The 16,572-nt window shown below is 65.3% G+C and carries 19 protein-coding genes; 3 read left to right on the top strand and 16 right to left on the bottom strand.

The window, feature by feature from the left end:
• Positions 1-52: 52 nt before the first annotated feature.
• Positions 53-1,087 (top strand): CDP-6-deoxy-delta-3,4-glucoseen reductase, encoded by a 1,035-nt coding sequence (locus tag CAP37_RS17045; RefSeq protein WP_086125581.1) that lies wholly within the window; start codon positions 53-55, stop codon positions 1,085-1,087.
• Positions 1,088-1,115: 28 nt separating this feature from the next.
• Complete coding sequence (locus tag CAP37_RS17040; protein ID WP_086125410.1) at positions 1,116-2,087, top strand: tripartite tricarboxylate transporter substrate binding protein; 972 nt, start codon at positions 1,116-1,118, stop codon at positions 2,085-2,087.
• A gap of 1 nt (position 2,088) precedes the next feature.
• On the opposite strand, the gene CAP37_RS17035 is transcribed toward CAP37_RS17040, so the two are convergent.
• The 8 genes from CAP37_RS17035 to CAP37_RS17000 form a co-directional block, all read right to left on the bottom strand.
• Complete coding sequence (locus tag CAP37_RS17035) at positions 2,089-3,570, bottom strand: Do family serine endopeptidase (RefSeq protein ID WP_086125409.1); 1,482 nt, start codon at positions 3,568-3,570, stop codon at positions 2,089-2,091.
• Positions 3,571-3,636: 66 nt separating this feature from the next.
• Positions 3,637-4,974 carry an ATP-binding protein gene (locus CAP37_RS17030; RefSeq protein WP_086125408.1) on the bottom strand — a complete coding sequence of 446 codons (1,338 nt, stop codon included), beginning with the start codon at positions 4,972-4,974 and terminating at the stop codon, positions 3,637-3,639.
• 2 nt (positions 4,975-4,976) lie between these two features.
• Positions 4,977-5,639, bottom strand: coding sequence for a response regulator transcription factor (locus CAP37_RS17025; RefSeq protein ID WP_086125407.1), 663 nt, complete (start codon positions 5,637-5,639; stop codon positions 4,977-4,979).
• A gap of 34 nt (positions 5,640-5,673) precedes the next feature.
• A complete protein-coding gene (locus CAP37_RS17020; protein ID WP_086125406.1) occupies positions 5,674-6,285 on the bottom strand; it encodes an SCO family protein in 612 nt (203 codons plus the stop codon).
• 4 nt (positions 6,286-6,289) lie between these two features.
• Complete coding sequence (gene cyoE, locus CAP37_RS17015) at positions 6,290-7,195, bottom strand: heme o synthase (protein ID WP_086125405.1); 906 nt, start codon at positions 7,193-7,195, stop codon at positions 6,290-6,292.
• Entirely contained in the window at positions 7,192-8,358 is a 1,167-nt protein-coding gene (locus CAP37_RS17010; protein ID WP_086125404.1) for a heme A synthase, read from the bottom strand. Before CAP37_RS17010 ends, cyoE begins: the two co-directional genes overlap by 4 nt.
• Position 8,359: 1 nt before the next feature.
• Positions 8,360-9,037 carry a hypothetical protein gene (locus CAP37_RS17005; RefSeq protein ID WP_086125403.1) on the bottom strand — a complete coding sequence of 226 codons (678 nt, stop codon included), beginning with the start codon at positions 9,035-9,037 and terminating at the stop codon, positions 8,360-8,362.
• On the bottom strand, positions 9,018-9,758 hold the full coding sequence (locus CAP37_RS17000; RefSeq protein ID WP_256927030.1) for an SURF1 family protein: 741 nt from the start codon (positions 9,756-9,758) through the stop codon (positions 9,018-9,020). The genes CAP37_RS17005 and CAP37_RS17000 overlap by 20 nt, the downstream gene beginning before the upstream one ends.
• Positions 9,759-9,799: 41 nt before the next feature.
• Here CAP37_RS17000 and CAP37_RS16995 point away from each other — a divergent pair, with 41 nt between their 5' ends.
• Positions 9,800-10,036: a twin transmembrane helix small protein gene (locus CAP37_RS16995; protein ID WP_086125402.1), complete on the top strand. Its 237-nt coding sequence runs from the start codon at positions 9,800-9,802 to the stop codon at positions 10,034-10,036.
• 87 nt (positions 10,037-10,123) lie between these two features.
• Here CAP37_RS16995 and CAP37_RS16990 read toward each other — a convergent pair whose 3' ends face one another.
• The 8 genes from CAP37_RS16990 to CAP37_RS16960 form a co-directional block, all read right to left on the bottom strand.
• Complete coding sequence (locus CAP37_RS16990; protein WP_086125401.1) at positions 10,124-11,005, bottom strand: cytochrome c oxidase subunit 3; 882 nt, start codon at positions 11,003-11,005, stop codon at positions 10,124-10,126.
• A 68-nt stretch (positions 11,006-11,073) separates the two neighbouring features.
• Entirely contained in the window at positions 11,074-11,280 is a 207-nt protein-coding gene (locus CAP37_RS16985; protein WP_086125400.1) for a DUF2970 domain-containing protein, read from the bottom strand.
• Entirely contained in the window at positions 11,277-11,894 is a 618-nt protein-coding gene (locus CAP37_RS16980) for a cytochrome c oxidase assembly protein (protein ID WP_086125399.1), read from the bottom strand. Before CAP37_RS16980 ends, CAP37_RS16985 begins: the two co-directional genes overlap by 4 nt.
• Positions 11,895-11,916: 22 nt before the next feature.
• Complete coding sequence (locus CAP37_RS21840; protein ID WP_218776873.1) at positions 11,917-12,030, bottom strand: cytochrome oxidase small assembly protein; 114 nt, start codon at positions 12,028-12,030, stop codon at positions 11,917-11,919.
• Positions 12,031-12,046: 16 nt separating this feature from the next.
• Positions 12,047-13,672 carry a cytochrome c oxidase subunit I gene (gene ctaD, locus CAP37_RS16975; RefSeq protein WP_086125398.1) on the bottom strand — a complete coding sequence of 542 codons (1,626 nt, stop codon included), beginning with the start codon at positions 13,670-13,672 and terminating at the stop codon, positions 12,047-12,049.
• Positions 13,673-13,712: 40 nt separating this feature from the next.
• Positions 13,713-14,885, bottom strand: coding sequence for a cytochrome c oxidase subunit II (coxB, locus tag CAP37_RS16970; protein ID WP_086125579.1), 1,173 nt, complete (start codon positions 14,883-14,885; stop codon positions 13,713-13,715).
• A 125-nt stretch (positions 14,886-15,010) separates the two neighbouring features.
• Positions 15,011-15,442 (bottom strand): DUF2244 domain-containing protein, encoded by a 432-nt coding sequence (locus CAP37_RS16965; protein ID WP_086125397.1) that lies wholly within the window; start codon positions 15,440-15,442, stop codon positions 15,011-15,013.
• A gap of 201 nt (positions 15,443-15,643) precedes the next feature.
• Entirely contained in the window at positions 15,644-16,552 is a 909-nt protein-coding gene (locus tag CAP37_RS16960; RefSeq protein ID WP_256927029.1) for a biotin synthase, read from the bottom strand.
• Between the last annotated feature and the right edge of the window lie 20 nt (positions 16,553-16,572).

Raw genomic sequence — 16,572 nt, 5'->3', positions numbered from 1 at the left:
ATTGCCGCGAGCGCACCATGCGCGCGGGCCGTTCAAAGACCAGATCGCCAGTATGACATTCCAGATCACCGTGCAGCCCAGTGGGCGCCAGTTCGCAGCCGAACCCGACGAAGCCATGCTGGCGGCCGGCATCCGCCAGGGCATCGGCCTGCCCTACGGCTGCAAGGACGGGGCTTGTGGCTCCTGCAAATGCAAGCTGGTCTCGGGCCACGTGGTGCACGGCCCGCACCAGAGCAAGGCCCTCAGCGCCGATGAAGAAGCCGCAGGCTACGTGCTCACCTGCTGTGGCGTGGCCCACAGCGATGTGGTGCTTGAATCGCGCCAGGTGACCGAAGCCGGCGCCTTCTCGATCAAGAAAATGCCGGTGCGCGTGAATTCGCTGGAGCGCGCTTCGCACGACGTGATCGTGCTGCGGCTGCAACTGCCCGCGAGCGACGTGTTCCAGTACCACGCTGGCCAGTACGTCGAATTCCTGCTGCGCGACGGCGACCGCCGCAGCTACTCCATGGCCAACGCGCCGCACCTGCAGGCCACACAGCCGGGGCTGGAACTGCACCTGCGCCACATGCCGGGTGGCAAGTTCACCGACCATGTGTTCAGCGCCATGAAGGAAAAGGACATCCTGCGCATCGAAGGGCCGTACGGCAGCTTCTTCCTGCGCGAAGACAGCGAGAAGCCAATCGTGTTCCTGGCCTCGGGCACCGGGTTCGCGCCGATCAAGGCGGTGATTGAGCACATGTTGCACAAGGGCATCGAGCGTGCCGCCACGCTGTACTGGGGTGGCCGCAGGCCGACCGATCTCTACCAGGATGCCTGGATCCAGGCGCGCCTGGCCGAGATGCCCAACCTGCGCTATGTGCCCGTGGTGTCCGATGCGCTGCCCGAAGACGCGTGGACAGGCCGCACCGGCTTCGTCCACCAGGCCGTGCTGCAGGACTTCCCCGATCTCTCAGGCCATGAGGTGTACGCGTGTGGTGCGCCCATCGTGGTGGAGTCGGCACATCGCGACTACGTGGCCTTGGCCGGCCTGCCCGACGAATGCTTCTTCGCCGATTCCTTCACCAGCGCGGCCGACAAGGTGGCGTGATTTTTCCAAGACCCCAGGAGACAACGACATGACCAACCGCCGACAAGCCATTGCTGTTCTGGCCGCCGCCAGCCTCACCGCGCCCAGCGTCAGCTGGGCACAGGCCGCTCCCACGCGCATCGTCGTGCCGTTCGCCGCCGGTGGTCCCATCGACGTGACCGCGCGCGTCCTCGCGGAGGCTGTCAAGGGCACACTGGGCACGGTGATCGTGGAGAACCGCCCGGGTGCGGGCGGCAACATCGGCGTGAGCGCGGTGGCCAAGGCGCCAGCGGACGGCCTCACGCTGGGCATTGCCACCACGGCCTCGCACGGCATCAACCCCTGGCTGTTCAAACAACTGCCCTACGACCCGGCCAAAGACTTTGCCGCCATCACCCAGATGCTGCGCGTGCCCAACGTGCTGGTCATGAACGCCGAAACCGCAGCGCGCCTGAAGGTCAACTCCGTGGCCGACCTCATCGCGTACGGCAAGGCCAACCCCGGCAAGCTCAACTACGGCTCCGGCGGCAACGGCAGCGCGGGCCACCTGGCTGGCGAGCTGTTCAAGAACCAGGCCGGCATCTTCGCGGTGCACATTCCTTACAACGGCGGCAACCCGGCACAGCTCGGTCTGCTCTCGGGCCAGGTGGATTTCAACTTCGACAACCTCGCGACCGCTGCGGCCAACATCCGCTCGGGCAAGCTCAAGGCGCTGGCCGTGACCACGCCGCAGCGCACGGCCGTGATGCCCGATGTGCCCACCGTTGCCGCCACCCTGCCCGGTTTCGAGATCGACACCTGGTGGGGCCTGATCGCTCCGGCCGGCACGCCAGCCGAGACCGTGCGAAAGCTCAACGCGGCTTTCAATGCCGCGCTGAACTCGCCCGATGTGAAGGCGCGCTTCGCGCTGCTGCTGGCCGAACCCGCGCCCAGCACGCCCGAGCAGTTCGACGACTTCATGAAGCGCGAGCGCGTCAAGTACGAGCGCATGGTCAAGCTCTCGGGCGCAAAGGTCGACTGACTCAGCCCAGACGCACCGGCACGAAGATCTGCTCACCATCGCGCTGGATCAGCAGAGCCAGCGATTTGCTGGACTTGCCGAGCAGCGCGCGCACCTGATCCACGCTCTGCACTTTCTCACCATTGACGGCGAGCAGCACATCGCCCTGCTGCACGCCGGCCAGCCCAGCGGGGCCCCGGGCGTCTTCCACCAGCAGGCCACCCTCCACACCCGCTTCCCGCCGCTCCTGTGGTGCCAGCGGACGCAAGGCCAGGCCCAAGCGGCCCTGGTCAGCCGGGGTGTCGGCGCGCGCCGCCTTCACGGCTTTGTCCGCGGCATCCCCGAGTTTCGCGTTCATCGCCACGGCCTTGCCTTCACGCCACACATCCAGCCGCACTTCTGCGCCCGGCGCGGTCTGGCCAATGAGGGCCGGCAGGTCGCCCGAGCCCACGATGGTCTGGCCGTTCACCTTGCGAATCACGTCGCCCACCTGGAGACCCGCCTTGTCTGCCGGGCCGCCGCGCTCCACGCTGGAGACCAGCGCCCCTTCCGGCGTGTCGAGCTTGAAGGACTCGGCCAGGGTCTGGTTGATCTCCTGCACCGCCACACCGAGCCGCGCATGACGGGCCTTGCCGTGGGCCACGATCTGGTCTTTCACCTGCAGCACGGTTTCCATGGGAATGGCGAAGGACAGGCCCTGGTAACCGCCGGTGTGGCTGTAGATCTGCGAGTTGATGCCCACCACCTGGCCGCGCGAGTTGAACAGAGGGCCACCCGAATTGCCCGGGTTGACCGCCACGTCGGTCTGGATGAAGGGCACGAAGCTGTCGTCGGGCAGTGAACGTCCCTTGGCACTGACCACACCCGCCGTCACGCTGTTTTCGAAACCGAACGGTGAGCCAATCGCCAGCACCCATTCACCCACCTGCAGGTCGCGCGCGCTGCCCAGCGGCACCACCGGCAGATCTTTCGCCTCGATGCGCAGCACCGCCACGTCGGTCCGGGGATCGCTGCCCAGCACCTTGGCCACGAACTCGCGCCGGTCGGTCAGCTTGACGGTGACGCGTTCGGCGTTCTTCACCACGTGCGCGTTGGTCAGCACCAGGCCATCGGCGCTGATGATGAAACCCGAGCCCTGACCGCGCGCGGGCATCTGGCGCCCGCCACCACCAGGCGCATCGGGCGCCTGAAAACGCTTGAAGAATTCAAAGAACGGGTCGTCGGGATCGATGCCGGGTGCGCGACGGGCGGTGGCTTGTGGCTCTTCGTCTGCGCCCGCCTTGCCGATCACGCTGATGTTGACCACGGCCGCGCCGTGGCGCTGTGCGATCTGCGCGAAGTCGGGCATGGCGACCGAGGCCACCGCCGGTGACGGCACTGCAACGGCAGGCACGGCGGCGTTGGCGTGGTAGCCCGTCGCCAGGCCAACGCTGGCACCGCCCACAATGCCGGCCGCCGCCAGCGAAAGCACCAGACGCGAGGCGGTGAGTGACAAGGTTTTCATGAAGGCTCCTTCAGCAGGGACAGGTTGAACATGTCGCTACTTTGGGCCTGCAGAGTTAGACCAGTCTTAGGCGGTGAGCACGGGCAAGCGCAGACCGATGCGCAAGCCTCCGAGTCGGGGCGACCGCTCCAGCATCAGCTTGCTGCCATGCAACTGCGCAATGGCATTGGCGATGGCTAGCCCCAGGCCACTGCCAGTGGCGGTGCTGCCGGGCACGCGGTAGAAGTGGTCGAGCACGCGGGCACGGTCGGGTTCGTCGATACCCGGGCCGCTGTCATCGATCGTCAGCACCAGTTGCGAGCCCTCGCGCCGCACCGCCACATCAATGGTGCCGCCTTCAGGCGTGTACTTCACGGCGTTGTCCACCAGATTGGCCAGCAGAATGCGCAGCGGCTCGGCATGCCCCATCACCAGCGCGGGATCGTTTTCACTCAAACCCAGGTCGATACGTCTGGCCGCAGCCAGCGGCGCGGCGTCGGCCACCACCTGGGCTGCCACAGCCGCCAGCGAGAGCGATTGGGCCGGTGCTTCCTCCAGTCGGTGCGCCTGCTGGCGCGCCAGCACCAGCAACTGCTCCACGAGGCGGGTAGCGCGGTCGATGCCGGCCAGCAGACGCTCCACCGCGAGGTCGCGCGTGGCATCGTCCCGCGCTCGCTGCAAGCTTTGCGCCTGCAGTCGCAACGCCGCCAGCGGCGAGCGAAGTTCATGGGCCGCTTCGGCCACAAAGTGCTTCTGGGCATCGAAGGCGTGGCGAACGCGACCCAGCAACAGGTTGAGTTCGTGCACCAGCGGACGCACTTCGTCTGGCAAGCCTTCTTCGCCCACCTCCGTGAGCGCATCGGCATCGCGCAGGGCAAGCTGGCGCTGCACGCGCGCCACCGGTGCCAGCGAAGCACTTACCACCCACCAGGCCACCAGCATCAGCAGCGGGGCCATCCAGGCGATGGGCCACACCGTGCGCCAGGCCAGGTTGCGCGCCATGGTCTGGCGCGGTCGCATGTCCTGCGCCACCTGGATCACCTGCGATCGCGCCCGCATCGAATACACGCGGTAAGGCTTGCCATCGACCTCGATGTTCGAGAAACCCAGCACCGCGCGCTGCGGCAGGTCGGCGCCTGTTCCGGACTGGAACACGCGCAGGCCATCGTGTGTCCAGACCTGCACAAAAAAATCGAAGCTCTCCTGCGGCATCGGTTCCTGGCCCGGCAGACCCAGCCCTGGCAAGGGCACGCCGGCGCGCAGGGCCTGCGCCATCTGCTCCATGTGGTAGTCGAAAATGCCATCGGCCTCGGCTCGGGCCTGGCGGTAGACGATGGCCGCCTGCAGGCAGGCCGCGCCCACGATGGCCAGCAGCAAGAGCCCCAGCAGGCGGGTGCGCAAAGAACGGGTGGACACGCCGCGCATGTTCAGCTGCCCTTGGGCACCATGTAACCCACACCGCGCACGTTCACGATCAGGCCGGCGCCGAGCTTCTTGCGCACGCCGTGGATGTAGACCTCGACCGCGTTGCTGCTCACGTCGTCCTTCCAGCCGTAGAGTTTTTCCTCAAGCTGTTCTCGCGAAAGCACCAGGCCCGGGCGCGCAATGAGCGGTTCGAGCACGGCCCATTCTCGCGCCGAGAGCACCACCGGTTTCCCTTGCGCACTCACCTCGCGCGTGGCGGTGTTGATGCTCACACCCATGTGCTCGTAGACCGGCTCGGCGCGGCCCGAAGCGCGGCGCAGCAAGGCGCGAATGCGCGCCAGCAGCTCGTCCATGTCGTAGGGTTTGAGAATGTAGTCGTCCGCACCGGCATCGAGACCCTGCACGCGCTGCTCAACCGAATCGCGCGCGGTGGCGATCAGCACCGGCACGCGATCCTTGCGCGCGCGCAGCTCGCGCAGCACCTCCAGACCATCGCGGCGCGGCAGGCCCAGGTCGAGCAGCACCAGGTCGTACTGGAGGGATCTCGCCGCTGTGCCGGCCATTTCGCCATCTCGCACCCAATCCACCGCGTAGTGCTCGGCGCGCAGCAGGTCGAGCACGGCCTCGCCGATCATGGTGTCGTCTTCAACCAGCAGCAGCCTCATGGGTGGATGGTGCCGGGGTCGACTTAGACCGGCCTTAGGACTGCGCCAGCAGCTTCTTCACGTCGCCCGCCAGCGCAGCGGCACCGCTGCCATAGCGGTGGTACAGGCGGATGCGGCCTTGCGTGTCGTACACGTAGCTGCCGGCCGAGTGGTCCATGGTGTAGCTGGTGGGCGTGGGGCCATCCACCTTTTTGTAATAGACCTTGTAGCTCTTCGCCAGCTCGGCCAGCGCGTCGGGCGCGGCGTACAGGGCCAGGAACGTGGGGTCGAAACTGGCCATGTACTGCTTCATGATCTCCGGCGTGTCGCGTTCCGGGTCGACGCTGATGAACAGCCCTTGCAGGCGATCGCCATCGGACCCCAGCAGGCGCTTGACCTCGGCCAGTTCGCTGAGAGAAGTGGGGCACACGTCAGGGCATTGGGTGAAGCCGAAAAAGATCACCACCACCTTGCCCTTGAAGTCGGCCAGCGTGCGCGCCTGGCCGTTGTGGTCGGTGAGTGAGAAGCCGGTGGCGTAGTCGGCGCCGGTGATGTCGATGGCGGCGAAAGACTCGGCCACGTCGTCGGAGCAGCCTGCGAGCAGCAGGCCGGCGCAACCGAGCGAGGCGAGCAGGAGTTGGCGGCGTTGAAAGTGCGAAGGCGTCATGACGTCAGATGTAGTGGTCCACCAGCAAGGCGGCGAATAACAACGAGAGGTGGATCAGGGAAAAGCGAAACGTCTTGCGGGCCAGCGCATCGGAGTAGTTGCGCCAGAGCGCAAAGGCGTAGCCACAGAAGCCGATGCTCAGCACAATGGCGGCGGCAAGGTAGATCCAGCCGCTCATGCGCATCACGAAGGGCATGAGGCAAGCGGCAAACAGCACCACCGTGTAGAGCAGGATCTGCAGCCGCGTGAACTCCGAGCCGTGCGTGACCGGCAGCATGGGCAGGCCGGATTTGCGGTAGTCCTCCACACGGTAGAGCGCCAGCGCCCAGAAATGGGGCGGTGTCCAGAGGAAGATGATGAGGAACAGGATCAGCGCCTCGGGAGCGACCACGCCGGTCATGGCGGCCCAGCCGAGCACAGGCGGCATGGCGCCCGAAGCCCCGCCAATCACGATGTTCTGCGGCGTCAGCGGCTTCAAGATCACGGTGTAGACCACGGCGTAACCCACGAAGGTGGCGAAGGTCAGCCACATGGTGAGTGGATTGACCCAGTAATACAGCACGGCGGAGCCTGCGGCGCACAGCACGGCGGAGAAGCTCAGCGTCTTGAAGTTGGTGAGTTCGCCTTTGGCGGTGGGGCGCCAGGCGGTGCGTTTCATCTTCGCGTCGATGTGCTGTTCGACCACGCAGTTGAAGGCCGCTGCCGCGCCCGCCACCAGCCAGATGCCGAAGCAGGCAATGGCCGCCAGCTGCACCTGCGCCCAGCTCGGTGTGCCGGGCACCGCCAGCACCATGCCGATCAGTGCACAGAACACGATGAGCTGGATCACGCGCGGCTTGGTGAGCGCGTGGTACTGGCGCCAGACCGAGGGCAAGGGCAAGGCAACAGGAGGGGTGGACGCAGCGGTCATGAGGTGGGCCGGGAGAAATGCAGGGGAGACGAACCCACGGAGGAGGCCTCGGGCTGACGGGCGCGGCGAGTACCCGCCATGGCGCCGGTGAGCACAATCACCAGCGCCGCGGCGCCACCCGTGTGGCCCACGGCGGCCAGCAAGGGCCAGTCCAGCACCACGTTGGTGAGTCCGCTGGCGAACTGCCACGCGGCAAGCAACAGCAACGCCTGCGCAGTGCCACGCAGGTCCGGCTCGCGCAGGAGACGCCAGCCCAGCCAGATCATGGCGGCGAGCACGGCGTAGGCCATGAGGCGGTGAACGTAGTGAATGGCGGTGAGCGCAGGAAAGGCGATGGCGTCGCCTGCGCGGTTCTGGCCGAGCTCTCGCCAGAGCGTGAAGCCGTCGCTGAAGTTCATGACAGGCCACCAGCTGCCCTGACAGGTGGGAAACTCGCTGCAGGCCAGCACAGCGTAGTTGGTGCTGACCCAGCCACCCAGCGCAATCTGTGCCCAGAGCAAGGCAGTGACCAGACCCAGCGCCAGGCGCAACCGGCCGCGCAATGCCACAGGCCCCTTGCTGCCCGGCTCCGCCAGCGAATAGCTCACCGACTGCGCCCGCAGCAGCGCCAGCAGGGCCATGCCGCCCAGCAGGTGCAGGGTCACGATGGCCGGAAAGAGTTTCATGGTGACGGTGAGCGCACCAAACGCGCCCTGCAGGCACACCCACACCAGCGTCACCAGCGGCCACACAAAAGACACCGCGAGGCGGCGACGCTCGATCCAGCTCACCAGCGCCAGCACCAGGATGAGCACGCCCACCGCAGTGGCGAGGTAGCGGTGGATCATTTCGACCCAGGCCTTGGAGAAGGTGACCGGCCCCGTGGGCATGGCCTGCTGCGCCGCCGCGATGGAGGCGCTTGCACCCACCGGGCTCGCGCTGCCGTAGCACCCCGGCCAGTCGGGACAGCCCAGGCCCGAGTCGGTGAGGCGCGTGAAGGCGCCAAAGAGCACCAGATCGAAGGTCAGGAACAGCGTGACAAGCGTGAGCACGCGCAGGCGGTGCGCGGGCGGCGCATGGCGGTTGCGCAGCCACACCCAGGCCAGCGGCCCGAGCGCGATCACCACGCCCAGGAGCATGAGGCGGGCGACGGGCGCGAGGTCGTACAGGGGTTGCGCGTCCATGTCAGTTTTGCCTGCCTTCTTTATCCCAGAAGGCGGACGCTCTCAGCAAGCGGTCGAGATCGCGCTTGGCTTGCGCGGGATCGAGGTTGGCTGGAAACCGCATCATCCAGTTGCCCAGCGGATCGACCACATACAGGTGGTCCTCGATCTTCTGGCCCGGCGCAGGCTGGAGCCACGTGCCCAGTGCCTGCGCATCCACATGCAGCACCTGCGCGGCAGCGGTGGCCTGCTTCAGCGGCTCGGAGAGCATGGTGTCCCCGGTGCGCAGCCACACCCAGTCGAGACGATCCTTCTCGCGGCCGAGCGTCTCGCGCAACTGGCGTTGCAGGTACAGGTGTTGCTGGCAGGCCTCGGCGCAAGCGCTGTCGGCCACGCTGACCAGCAACCACTGGTCTTTCAACGACGTCAGCGGCACCTGCTGGCCCTGCGCGTTGGTGCCACTCCAGTTGGGCAGTGGGCGTTGCGGATCGATGAGTTCGCCGTAGTTGCGCCGGCCTTCCGGACGGATGACGTAATAGGTGAAGTACGAGGCAATCACCGGCGCGGCGCACACCAGCATGAGGCCCAGCAGTTTCCAGCGGCCAGCACGCGTGCTGGCCACCGCCTGGGCGCCGGCCTCATCCAGGCGGGGCAGGCTGTGCACGGTCATGGTCAGGGGTTCATCGGGCGTCTGTGCCATCGGGTCTGCGCTTTCGGCGGGGGGATAGGATCTGGAACCAGACAAAGAGGATGCCCGCGAGGGAACACAGGGCGAACCATTGGAAGGCGTAACCGTGGTGCTTGCTCACATCCAGGGCCACTTGCGGCCACTCGCGCAACAGGCCATCGGAGGCATCACCGGATTGCAGGACCGAAACGTCCAGCGGCGACAGGCCGGTTTCACGCGCGAACGCCGCGAGGTCGATATTTTGCCGGATCGGGCCTGCGCCCGCCTCACCCAGCTCGTATAGCTTGCCCGGGGGCGGGGCCAAGCGTCCCTGCAGGCGCACCGTGCCAGTGGGCGTTGGAACGTTGGGCACGCGGGTGCGGTCGGTGAAATCGCGCGGCACCCAGCCGCGCTGCACCAGCACCACGCGCTCGCTGCCCTGCAGCCGGAGAGGCGTGACCAGGAAAAAGCCCACACGGGTGTTCATCTGTCGGTTGTCCAGGAACACGCTGGCATTCGGCACCCATTCACCCACCAGATCCACCGGTCGATGCACACCGGTCCTCGGGTCTGCGGCTTGCAACAGATCGGCATTGCCCCAGGCAGACAGGCCACTGCGGTCGGTGATCTGGGCCTGCAGCGCCAGCTTCTGACCCGCACGATCCAGCTGCCACAGACCCAGCGAGGCTGTGACCGCCATGGTGAAGGCCGTGGCGGCGGTGACGATCCAGAAGCGCATGCGGGAACGCGGCATGGGTTCAGCACCAGGTGCGCGAGGCACCGATAATCCGGGAGATGAAATATCTGGTCATTGTGGCGTTCGTTGCCATCATCGGAAGCCTGGGTGCCGCGTTGGTCTACATGATGCGCGGTGGCCAGGGTGACGCCGCAGAAGGTGGCGCGCCGCGCAAGAACCACATGGCACGCGCGCTGGCATTCCGGGTCGGTTTCTCCATCCTGCTCTTCGTGGTGGTGCTCATCAGCTACCTGATGGGCTGGATCCAGCCCACCGGCCTCCCCCTGCGAGGTTGAACCGCCCACCCTCTCAGCAAAAAAGCGCCGGAAGGCGCTTTTTCTTTGGGCCACATTCAGGGGCGGAGTTCCCGCCCCTGCGATGCATCACATCCAGTAAACCAGGATGTACAGGCCGAGCCACACCACGTCCACAAAGTGCCAGTACCAGGCCGCACCTTCGAAGCCGAAGTGGCGCTGGGCGGTGAAATGGCCCTTCTGCAGGCGCAAGGTGATGAACAGCAGCATCAGCATGCCCACGAACACGTGGAAGCCGTGGAAGCCGGTGAGCATGAAGAAGGTGGAGCCAAACACGCCGGACGAGAGCTTGAGGTTCAGGTCGGCGTAGGCGTGGGCGTATTCGTAGCCCTGCACGCACAGGAAGATGATGCCCAGCAGCACGGTGGCCCACATGAAGCCGATGGTGCGAGCACGGTTGCCCACTTGAAGCGCGTGGTGAGCGATGGTGAGGGTGACGCCCGAGGTGAGCAGCAGTGCGGTGTTGATCGTGGGCAGCCAGAACGGGCCCATGGTCTGGAAGGGTTCGACGATGCCGCCAGGCGATGCGGTGGCACCGGCCTGCACGCTGGGCCACACGGCCGTGAAGTTGGGCCAGAGCAGCGAGTTCTCGAAGCTGCCCAGCGCAGGCACCGAGTGCGTGCGCGTCCACCACAGGGCGGTGAAGAAGGCGCCGAAGAACATCACCTCGGAGAAGATGAACCAGCTCATGCTCCAGCGGAACGAGAGATCGATCTTGCGGCCATACATGCCGCTTTCGCTCTCACCCACCGACTGGCTGAACCACTGGAACAGCACGACCAGCCAGAACACCAGCCCGAAGGCCAGCGAGTAGGCACCCCACCCCGCGCCGTTCACCCATTGACCCGCGCCAAGAATGACGAAGAAAAGGCCGATGGCGGCCATCACCGGATGGCGGGAGGGACCGGGAACGTAGTAGTAGGGCGTCGTGCCGTGGGATGCTGCTGACATGCTCACTCCTGTATTGCTTTCGCTTGTATCAATGTCTAGAAATCAAAAAAATCGGCGCTTCGCTGACCTCAGCCGGCCACCCAGTTCACCAGCAGGATGAGGCCCAGCACAAAGAGCGCCGCCATGCCCAGGCCCACTGCGATCAGGTGCAACGGGTTGAGCTTGGCGATGTCGTCCTGGTAGTCGGCGTTACGCCGCACCCCCAGAAAACCCCACAGCACCGCCCTGACGGTGCCGAGGAACGAACCTTTGCGTCGATGAACGGGGGTTTTCATACCGCTCCCACCGGTTTGACGATCACCGGGCTCAAGGCCTGCGGCATCTCGTCCTTGGGCGCGTCGGGCACCTTGCCGCCCACTTCGAAGAAGGTGTAGGACAAGGTGATGGTGCTCACGTCTTTCGACAGCCGCGGGTCGATCACGAAGGCCACTGGCCATTCCTTCTTTTCACCGGGCTGAAGCGTGTACTGGGTGAAACAGAAGCACTCCAGCTTGTTGAAATGGGCCGCAGCCTGTTTCGGCGCGTAGCTGGGGATGGCCTGCGCGGCCATGGTGCGGTTCTGGATGTTCTGGAATTCGTACATCACCGTGGTGAGCTCACCGGGGTGCACCTGCAACGACCGGACTGCCGGCTTGAAATGCCAGGGACCCCGGGCATTCACATCGAACTCCACGGTGATGGTGCGTGTGCGGTCCACCTGGGAGTTCGCGGGCATGCTGGAGGGCGCCGCGCCGGGCACCCGCAGTTCGGACACCGCCAGCACATTGATGCCCAGGGCCTCGCAGATGTGGCGGTAAATGGGCACCAGCGCGTAGCCAAAGGCGAACATGCCCAGCGCGATCACGCTGAGCTTGGCCACCATCTTGAGGTTTTCGCGCTGAAGTGCCACGGAATGTGTCCAGTTCGTCGGGTCAGAAACCCAGCAGGAACCGCTTGCCCACGAAGCCGAAGAAGAACACCACAGCCACCGAGGCCAGGATCAGGCCCAGGCGGCGGTTGTTCTTCTTCTGTTCGGATGTCGTCATGTCCATCACCTTCAAATCAGCCGATCACGCGGGTGGCGGTGGCGTCCAGCTTGGGCGGGTTCTCGAACGTGTGGAAAGGAGCCGGCGAAGGCACTTCCCATTCCAGGCCTTCAGCGCCTTCCCAGGGCTTCTGTGAAGCCTTCTCGCCCTGGCCGCGCATGGCGGGCAATGCGACGAAGAGGAAGAAGTACACCTGCGCGATGCCGAAGCCAAAGGCGCCCACCGAAGCAATGGCGTTGAAGTCGGCGAACTGCATCGGGTAGTCGGCATAGCGGCGCGGCATGCCGGCCAGACCCAGGAAGTGCATCGGGAAGAAGGTGACGTTGAACGAGATCATCGACCACCAGAAGTGGATCTTGCCGCGCGATTCCTTGTACATCACGCCGGTCCACTTGGGCAGCCAGTAATAGATGCCGGCAAACATGGCAAACAGCGAGCCAGCGACCAGCACGTAGTGGAAGTGCGCCACCACGTAGTAGGTGTCCTGCATCTGGATGTCGATCGGTGCGACCGACAGGATCAGACCGGTGAAGCCGCCGATGGTGAACACGAAGATGAAGCCCACGGCCCACAGCATGGGCGTCTCGAAGGTCATGGAGCCCTTCCACATGGTCGCGATCCAGTTGAAGATCTTCACGCCCGTGGGCACGGCAATCAGCATGGTGGAGTACATGAAGAACAGCTGGCCCGTCACCGGCATGCCGGTGGTGAACATGTGGTGTGCCCACACGACGAAGCTCAGAATGGCGATGGAGCCGGTGGCGTACACCATGGAGGCGTAGCCGAACAGCTTCTTGCGCGCGAAGGCGGGCACTACCTGGCTGACGATGCCGAAGGCCGGCAGGATCATGATGTAGACCTCGGGGTGGCCGAAGAACCAGAAGATGTGCTGGTACATCACCGGGTCGCCGCCGCCAGCGGGGTTGAAGAAACTGGTGCCGAAGTGGCGGTCGGTCAGCGTCATGGTGATGGCGCCAGCCAGCACGGGCATCACGGCGATCAGCAGGTAGGCGGTGATCAGCCAGGTCCAGCAGAACATGGGCATCTTCATCAGCGTCATGCCGGGTGCGCGCATGTTCAGGATGGTGACGATGATGTTGATCGAACCCATGATGGACGAGGCGCCCAGGATGTGCATGGCAAAGATGCCGGCGTCCATGCTGGGGCCCATCTGCAGGGTCAGCGGCGCGTACAGCGTCCAGCCGGCGGCGGGAGCACCACCGGGCATGAAGAACGACGCCACCAGCATGATGGCCGCCGGAATCATCAGCCAGAAGCTGAAGTTGTTCATGCGGGCAAAAGCCATGTCGCCGGCCCCGATCTGCAGCGGGATCATCCAGTTCGCAAAACCCACGAAGGCCGGCATGATGGCGCCGAACACCATGATCAGGCCGTGCATGGTGGTGAGCTGGTTGAACAGCCCGGGGTTGACCAGTTGCAGGCCAGGCTGGAACAGCTCGGCACGGATCAGCAGCGCGAGCACGCCGCCCACCATGAGCATGGTGAAGGCGAACAGCAGGTACAGCGTGCCGATGTCTTTGTGATTGGTGGCGTAGACCCAGCGACGCCAGCCCGAAGGGGCGTGGTGGTCGTGATCGTGGTCGTGGCCGTGCGCGTCGTGGTGGTCAAGAACTGCACTCATCATCGATTCCTTTGAGACTCTAGTTATTCAGCCAGACGGATCACTTGCGGGCGGCCTGCACTTCGGCGGGCTGAACGATCTTTTCGGTCTTGTTCGACCAGCTGTTCTTGGCGAAGGTCATGACCGCTGCCAGCTCGGTGTCCGAGAGCTGCTTCCAGGCCGGCATGGCACCACCAGCGGCGCCGTTGAGCATCACGGTGGTCATCTTGAGGTGGTCGGCATCGGTCACGATGGCCGAGCCGTCCAGCGGCTTGATGGGGCCAGCGCCCTTGCCATTGGCCTGGTGGCAGGCAGCGCAATTGGCGGCATAGACCGACTCGCCGCGCTTGACGAGGTCGGTGAGCGTCCAGACCTTGCTGGGATCGTCGGCCGCAGCGGCCATGGCCTTCTGGCGCTCGGTCACCCAGGCGGTGTACTGCTCGGCCGTCACCACCTTCACGTGGATGGGCATGTAGGCGTGCTCCTTGCCGCAGAGCTCGGCGCACTGGCCGTAGAAATCGCCGGTCTTTTCGGCGCGGAACCAGGTGTCGCGCACGAAGCCAGGGATGGCGTCCTGCTTGACGCCGAAGGCCGGCACCATCCAGGCGTGAATCACGTCGTTGGCGGTGGTGATGATGCGAACCTTGCGGTCCACTGGCACCACGAGCGGGTTGTCGACCTTGAGCAGGTAGTCGTCGGTGGCCTCGGGCTTGCCGCTGTTGGACATGACGCGGTGGCTGTTGTCCAGCGTGGAGACGAAGCCGATGCCCTCGCCTTCACCCTTGATGTAGTCGTAGCCCCACTTCCACTGCATGCCCGTGGCCTTGATGGTGAGGTCGCTGTTGGTGGTGTCTTTCTGGGCCACCAGCACCTTGGTGGCGGGCAGCGCCATGCCGATGACGATGAGCAGGGGGACGATGGTCCAGCCCAGCTCCACCCAGATCGGCTCGGCCAGGGCCTGCGACTTGTGGCCGACCGACTTGCGGTGCTTCAGGATGGAATAGAACATCACGCCGAAGACGATGACGAAGATGACGGCGCAAAGAACCATCATGAACCAGTGCAACCAGTGCTGTTCCACTGCGATGCGGGTCACCGGGGGGTGGAAGTTCAGCTGATTGACCGCCGGGCCGCCCGGCAGGTCCTTCACTTGGGCCGCCACCGAGGTCCAGGCACCAACGCCCAGCACCAGGGAGGCACCAGCTGCGCGAAGCGCGGACCACCGATTTCGCAGGGAATGCACCGTTTTCTTCGTCGTACTCACTTTAAGCGCCTCAAATATAAGTATTGATTTATATCAATGCCGATTAGAACAAATTTTCCCGGGCTCGCCCATCGAAACCCCACCCAACGCAAACGTCACACTCCGCGCAAGGCCAGGCGGATTTCCCTCGCCAGCGCCGGCCGAAGATCGGAGCGAAGGTAGCGCCCGACTCGCACCGACTGGCCTCCAACCCGGACTTCGATCAACTGACCGGCATCCCCTCGCGGCTCCACCCGCACCCACTCGCGGGCAAACTCGCTCCGCTTGATCCTGCCCGCCGTCTCCTGCTCCACCACCAGCTGGCCTTCCAACAAGTGGATGCGCTCGCGGTCGGTGGCGTGGCGGGCGTACAGCAGGAAAGCCGACCCCACGGCCACCAGTTCCAGCAACGCAAAAGGCAGCACCAGCGTGGCGCCCTGCGACCAGAAACCCGCCGCGACACCCAGCGACACCACACACAGCGAGGCGTAAAGCCAGCCCAGCTGAGCGGGTGTGACCGAACAGTTGCGCTTGAGCGACCACTCCATGCCTTGCTCAGACTGAGTCGCGAAGCGATAGACGCTGCAGGTATGGCTCACCAACCACCACCGATTCAAGCTGCCGCCGACCCAAAGGCCGACGCGCCGATGCAGGGAAGATGCCCTTGACGAAACGACAACCGCAGATTGTAGCGGCGCTCACCCGCTGCCCCGGGCAGTACCAGCACATCCGAGTGCGATGGGATGGAATCAGCGGCGCGGATTTCGCAACATGGCACGCATGTCGTCCACAGGCACTGTCGTTGAGGGGCCAAGTGCCACGCGGGGCACGGGCTTGAAGGCGTGGCCGTAGATGACTTCGAAGGTCAGTAACAACCGCCCGTCGGGCGCTCGGGGTAGCTCGGCTTCGATGGCCTCGCACAGGCGCTCTCGCCAGGCGCGCGAACGGCAGGCCGGGAAGCGATCGGTGCTCAGGTTGCGCCCGAGTTCCCCCAATTCCTTGAGCAGGGGCTCAGCCCCGCTGTAAGACAGCGTGATGCGCTCCATGTCCATCACCGGCTCGGCGAAACCGCTGTGCACCAGCATGTCGCCCCAGTCGTGCATGTCGGTGAAGGCGTGTGCGGGCGCCGGCCAGCCGTGCCTGGCGTACACCGGCCGAAGTTCGCGCAGGCTGTCCGGACCCAGGCAGGAGAACATGAGGAAGCCATTGGTCTCGATGTGCGCGTTCCAGCGCTGGATCAGCGTCTGTGGGCGCGGCTCCATGTGCAGCAGCATGTTGGCCCAGACCATGCGCACCCGGGTCTGCGCATCGGCGGGCTGGGCGCCTTTGTCTCGTCCCCACTTGAGAGGATTCCAGGCTGGTCCGGCGTTTTCGCGCGTGGCCTCGAGCGCGTCCTGCAGTCGCTCGGCCGCCACGAAGCAGCGGGCTTCTGCCAACAGGCCGCGCAAATTCCGGTGCGCCCGCAGGCCGCCAGCCACTGGCTCCCAGTGCAACCAGCTGGCGGGTTGCTCGCGGAACCATTGCAGCCGTTCGGCCATGCGCGTGGCCACCTCTTCGTGCAACCAGGGGCTTTCGCTTCGAGGGTGCCGCCGCCAGCGCAGCGCGGCAACCGGATCCAGCCCGGGCACGGCGGTTTCGGGAACGGGAGACGGATTCAATCGGGGGGCCTGTGGGGGAG

The sequence above is a fragment of the Hydrogenophaga sp. IBVHS1 genome, assembly GCF_002127265.1.
GTDB lineage: Bacteria > Pseudomonadota > Gammaproteobacteria > Burkholderiales > Burkholderiaceae_C > Hydrogenophaga.
The sequence above is the reverse complement of the archived record's forward strand: the minus strand, read 5'-3'. Positions and strand labels throughout refer to the sequence as shown.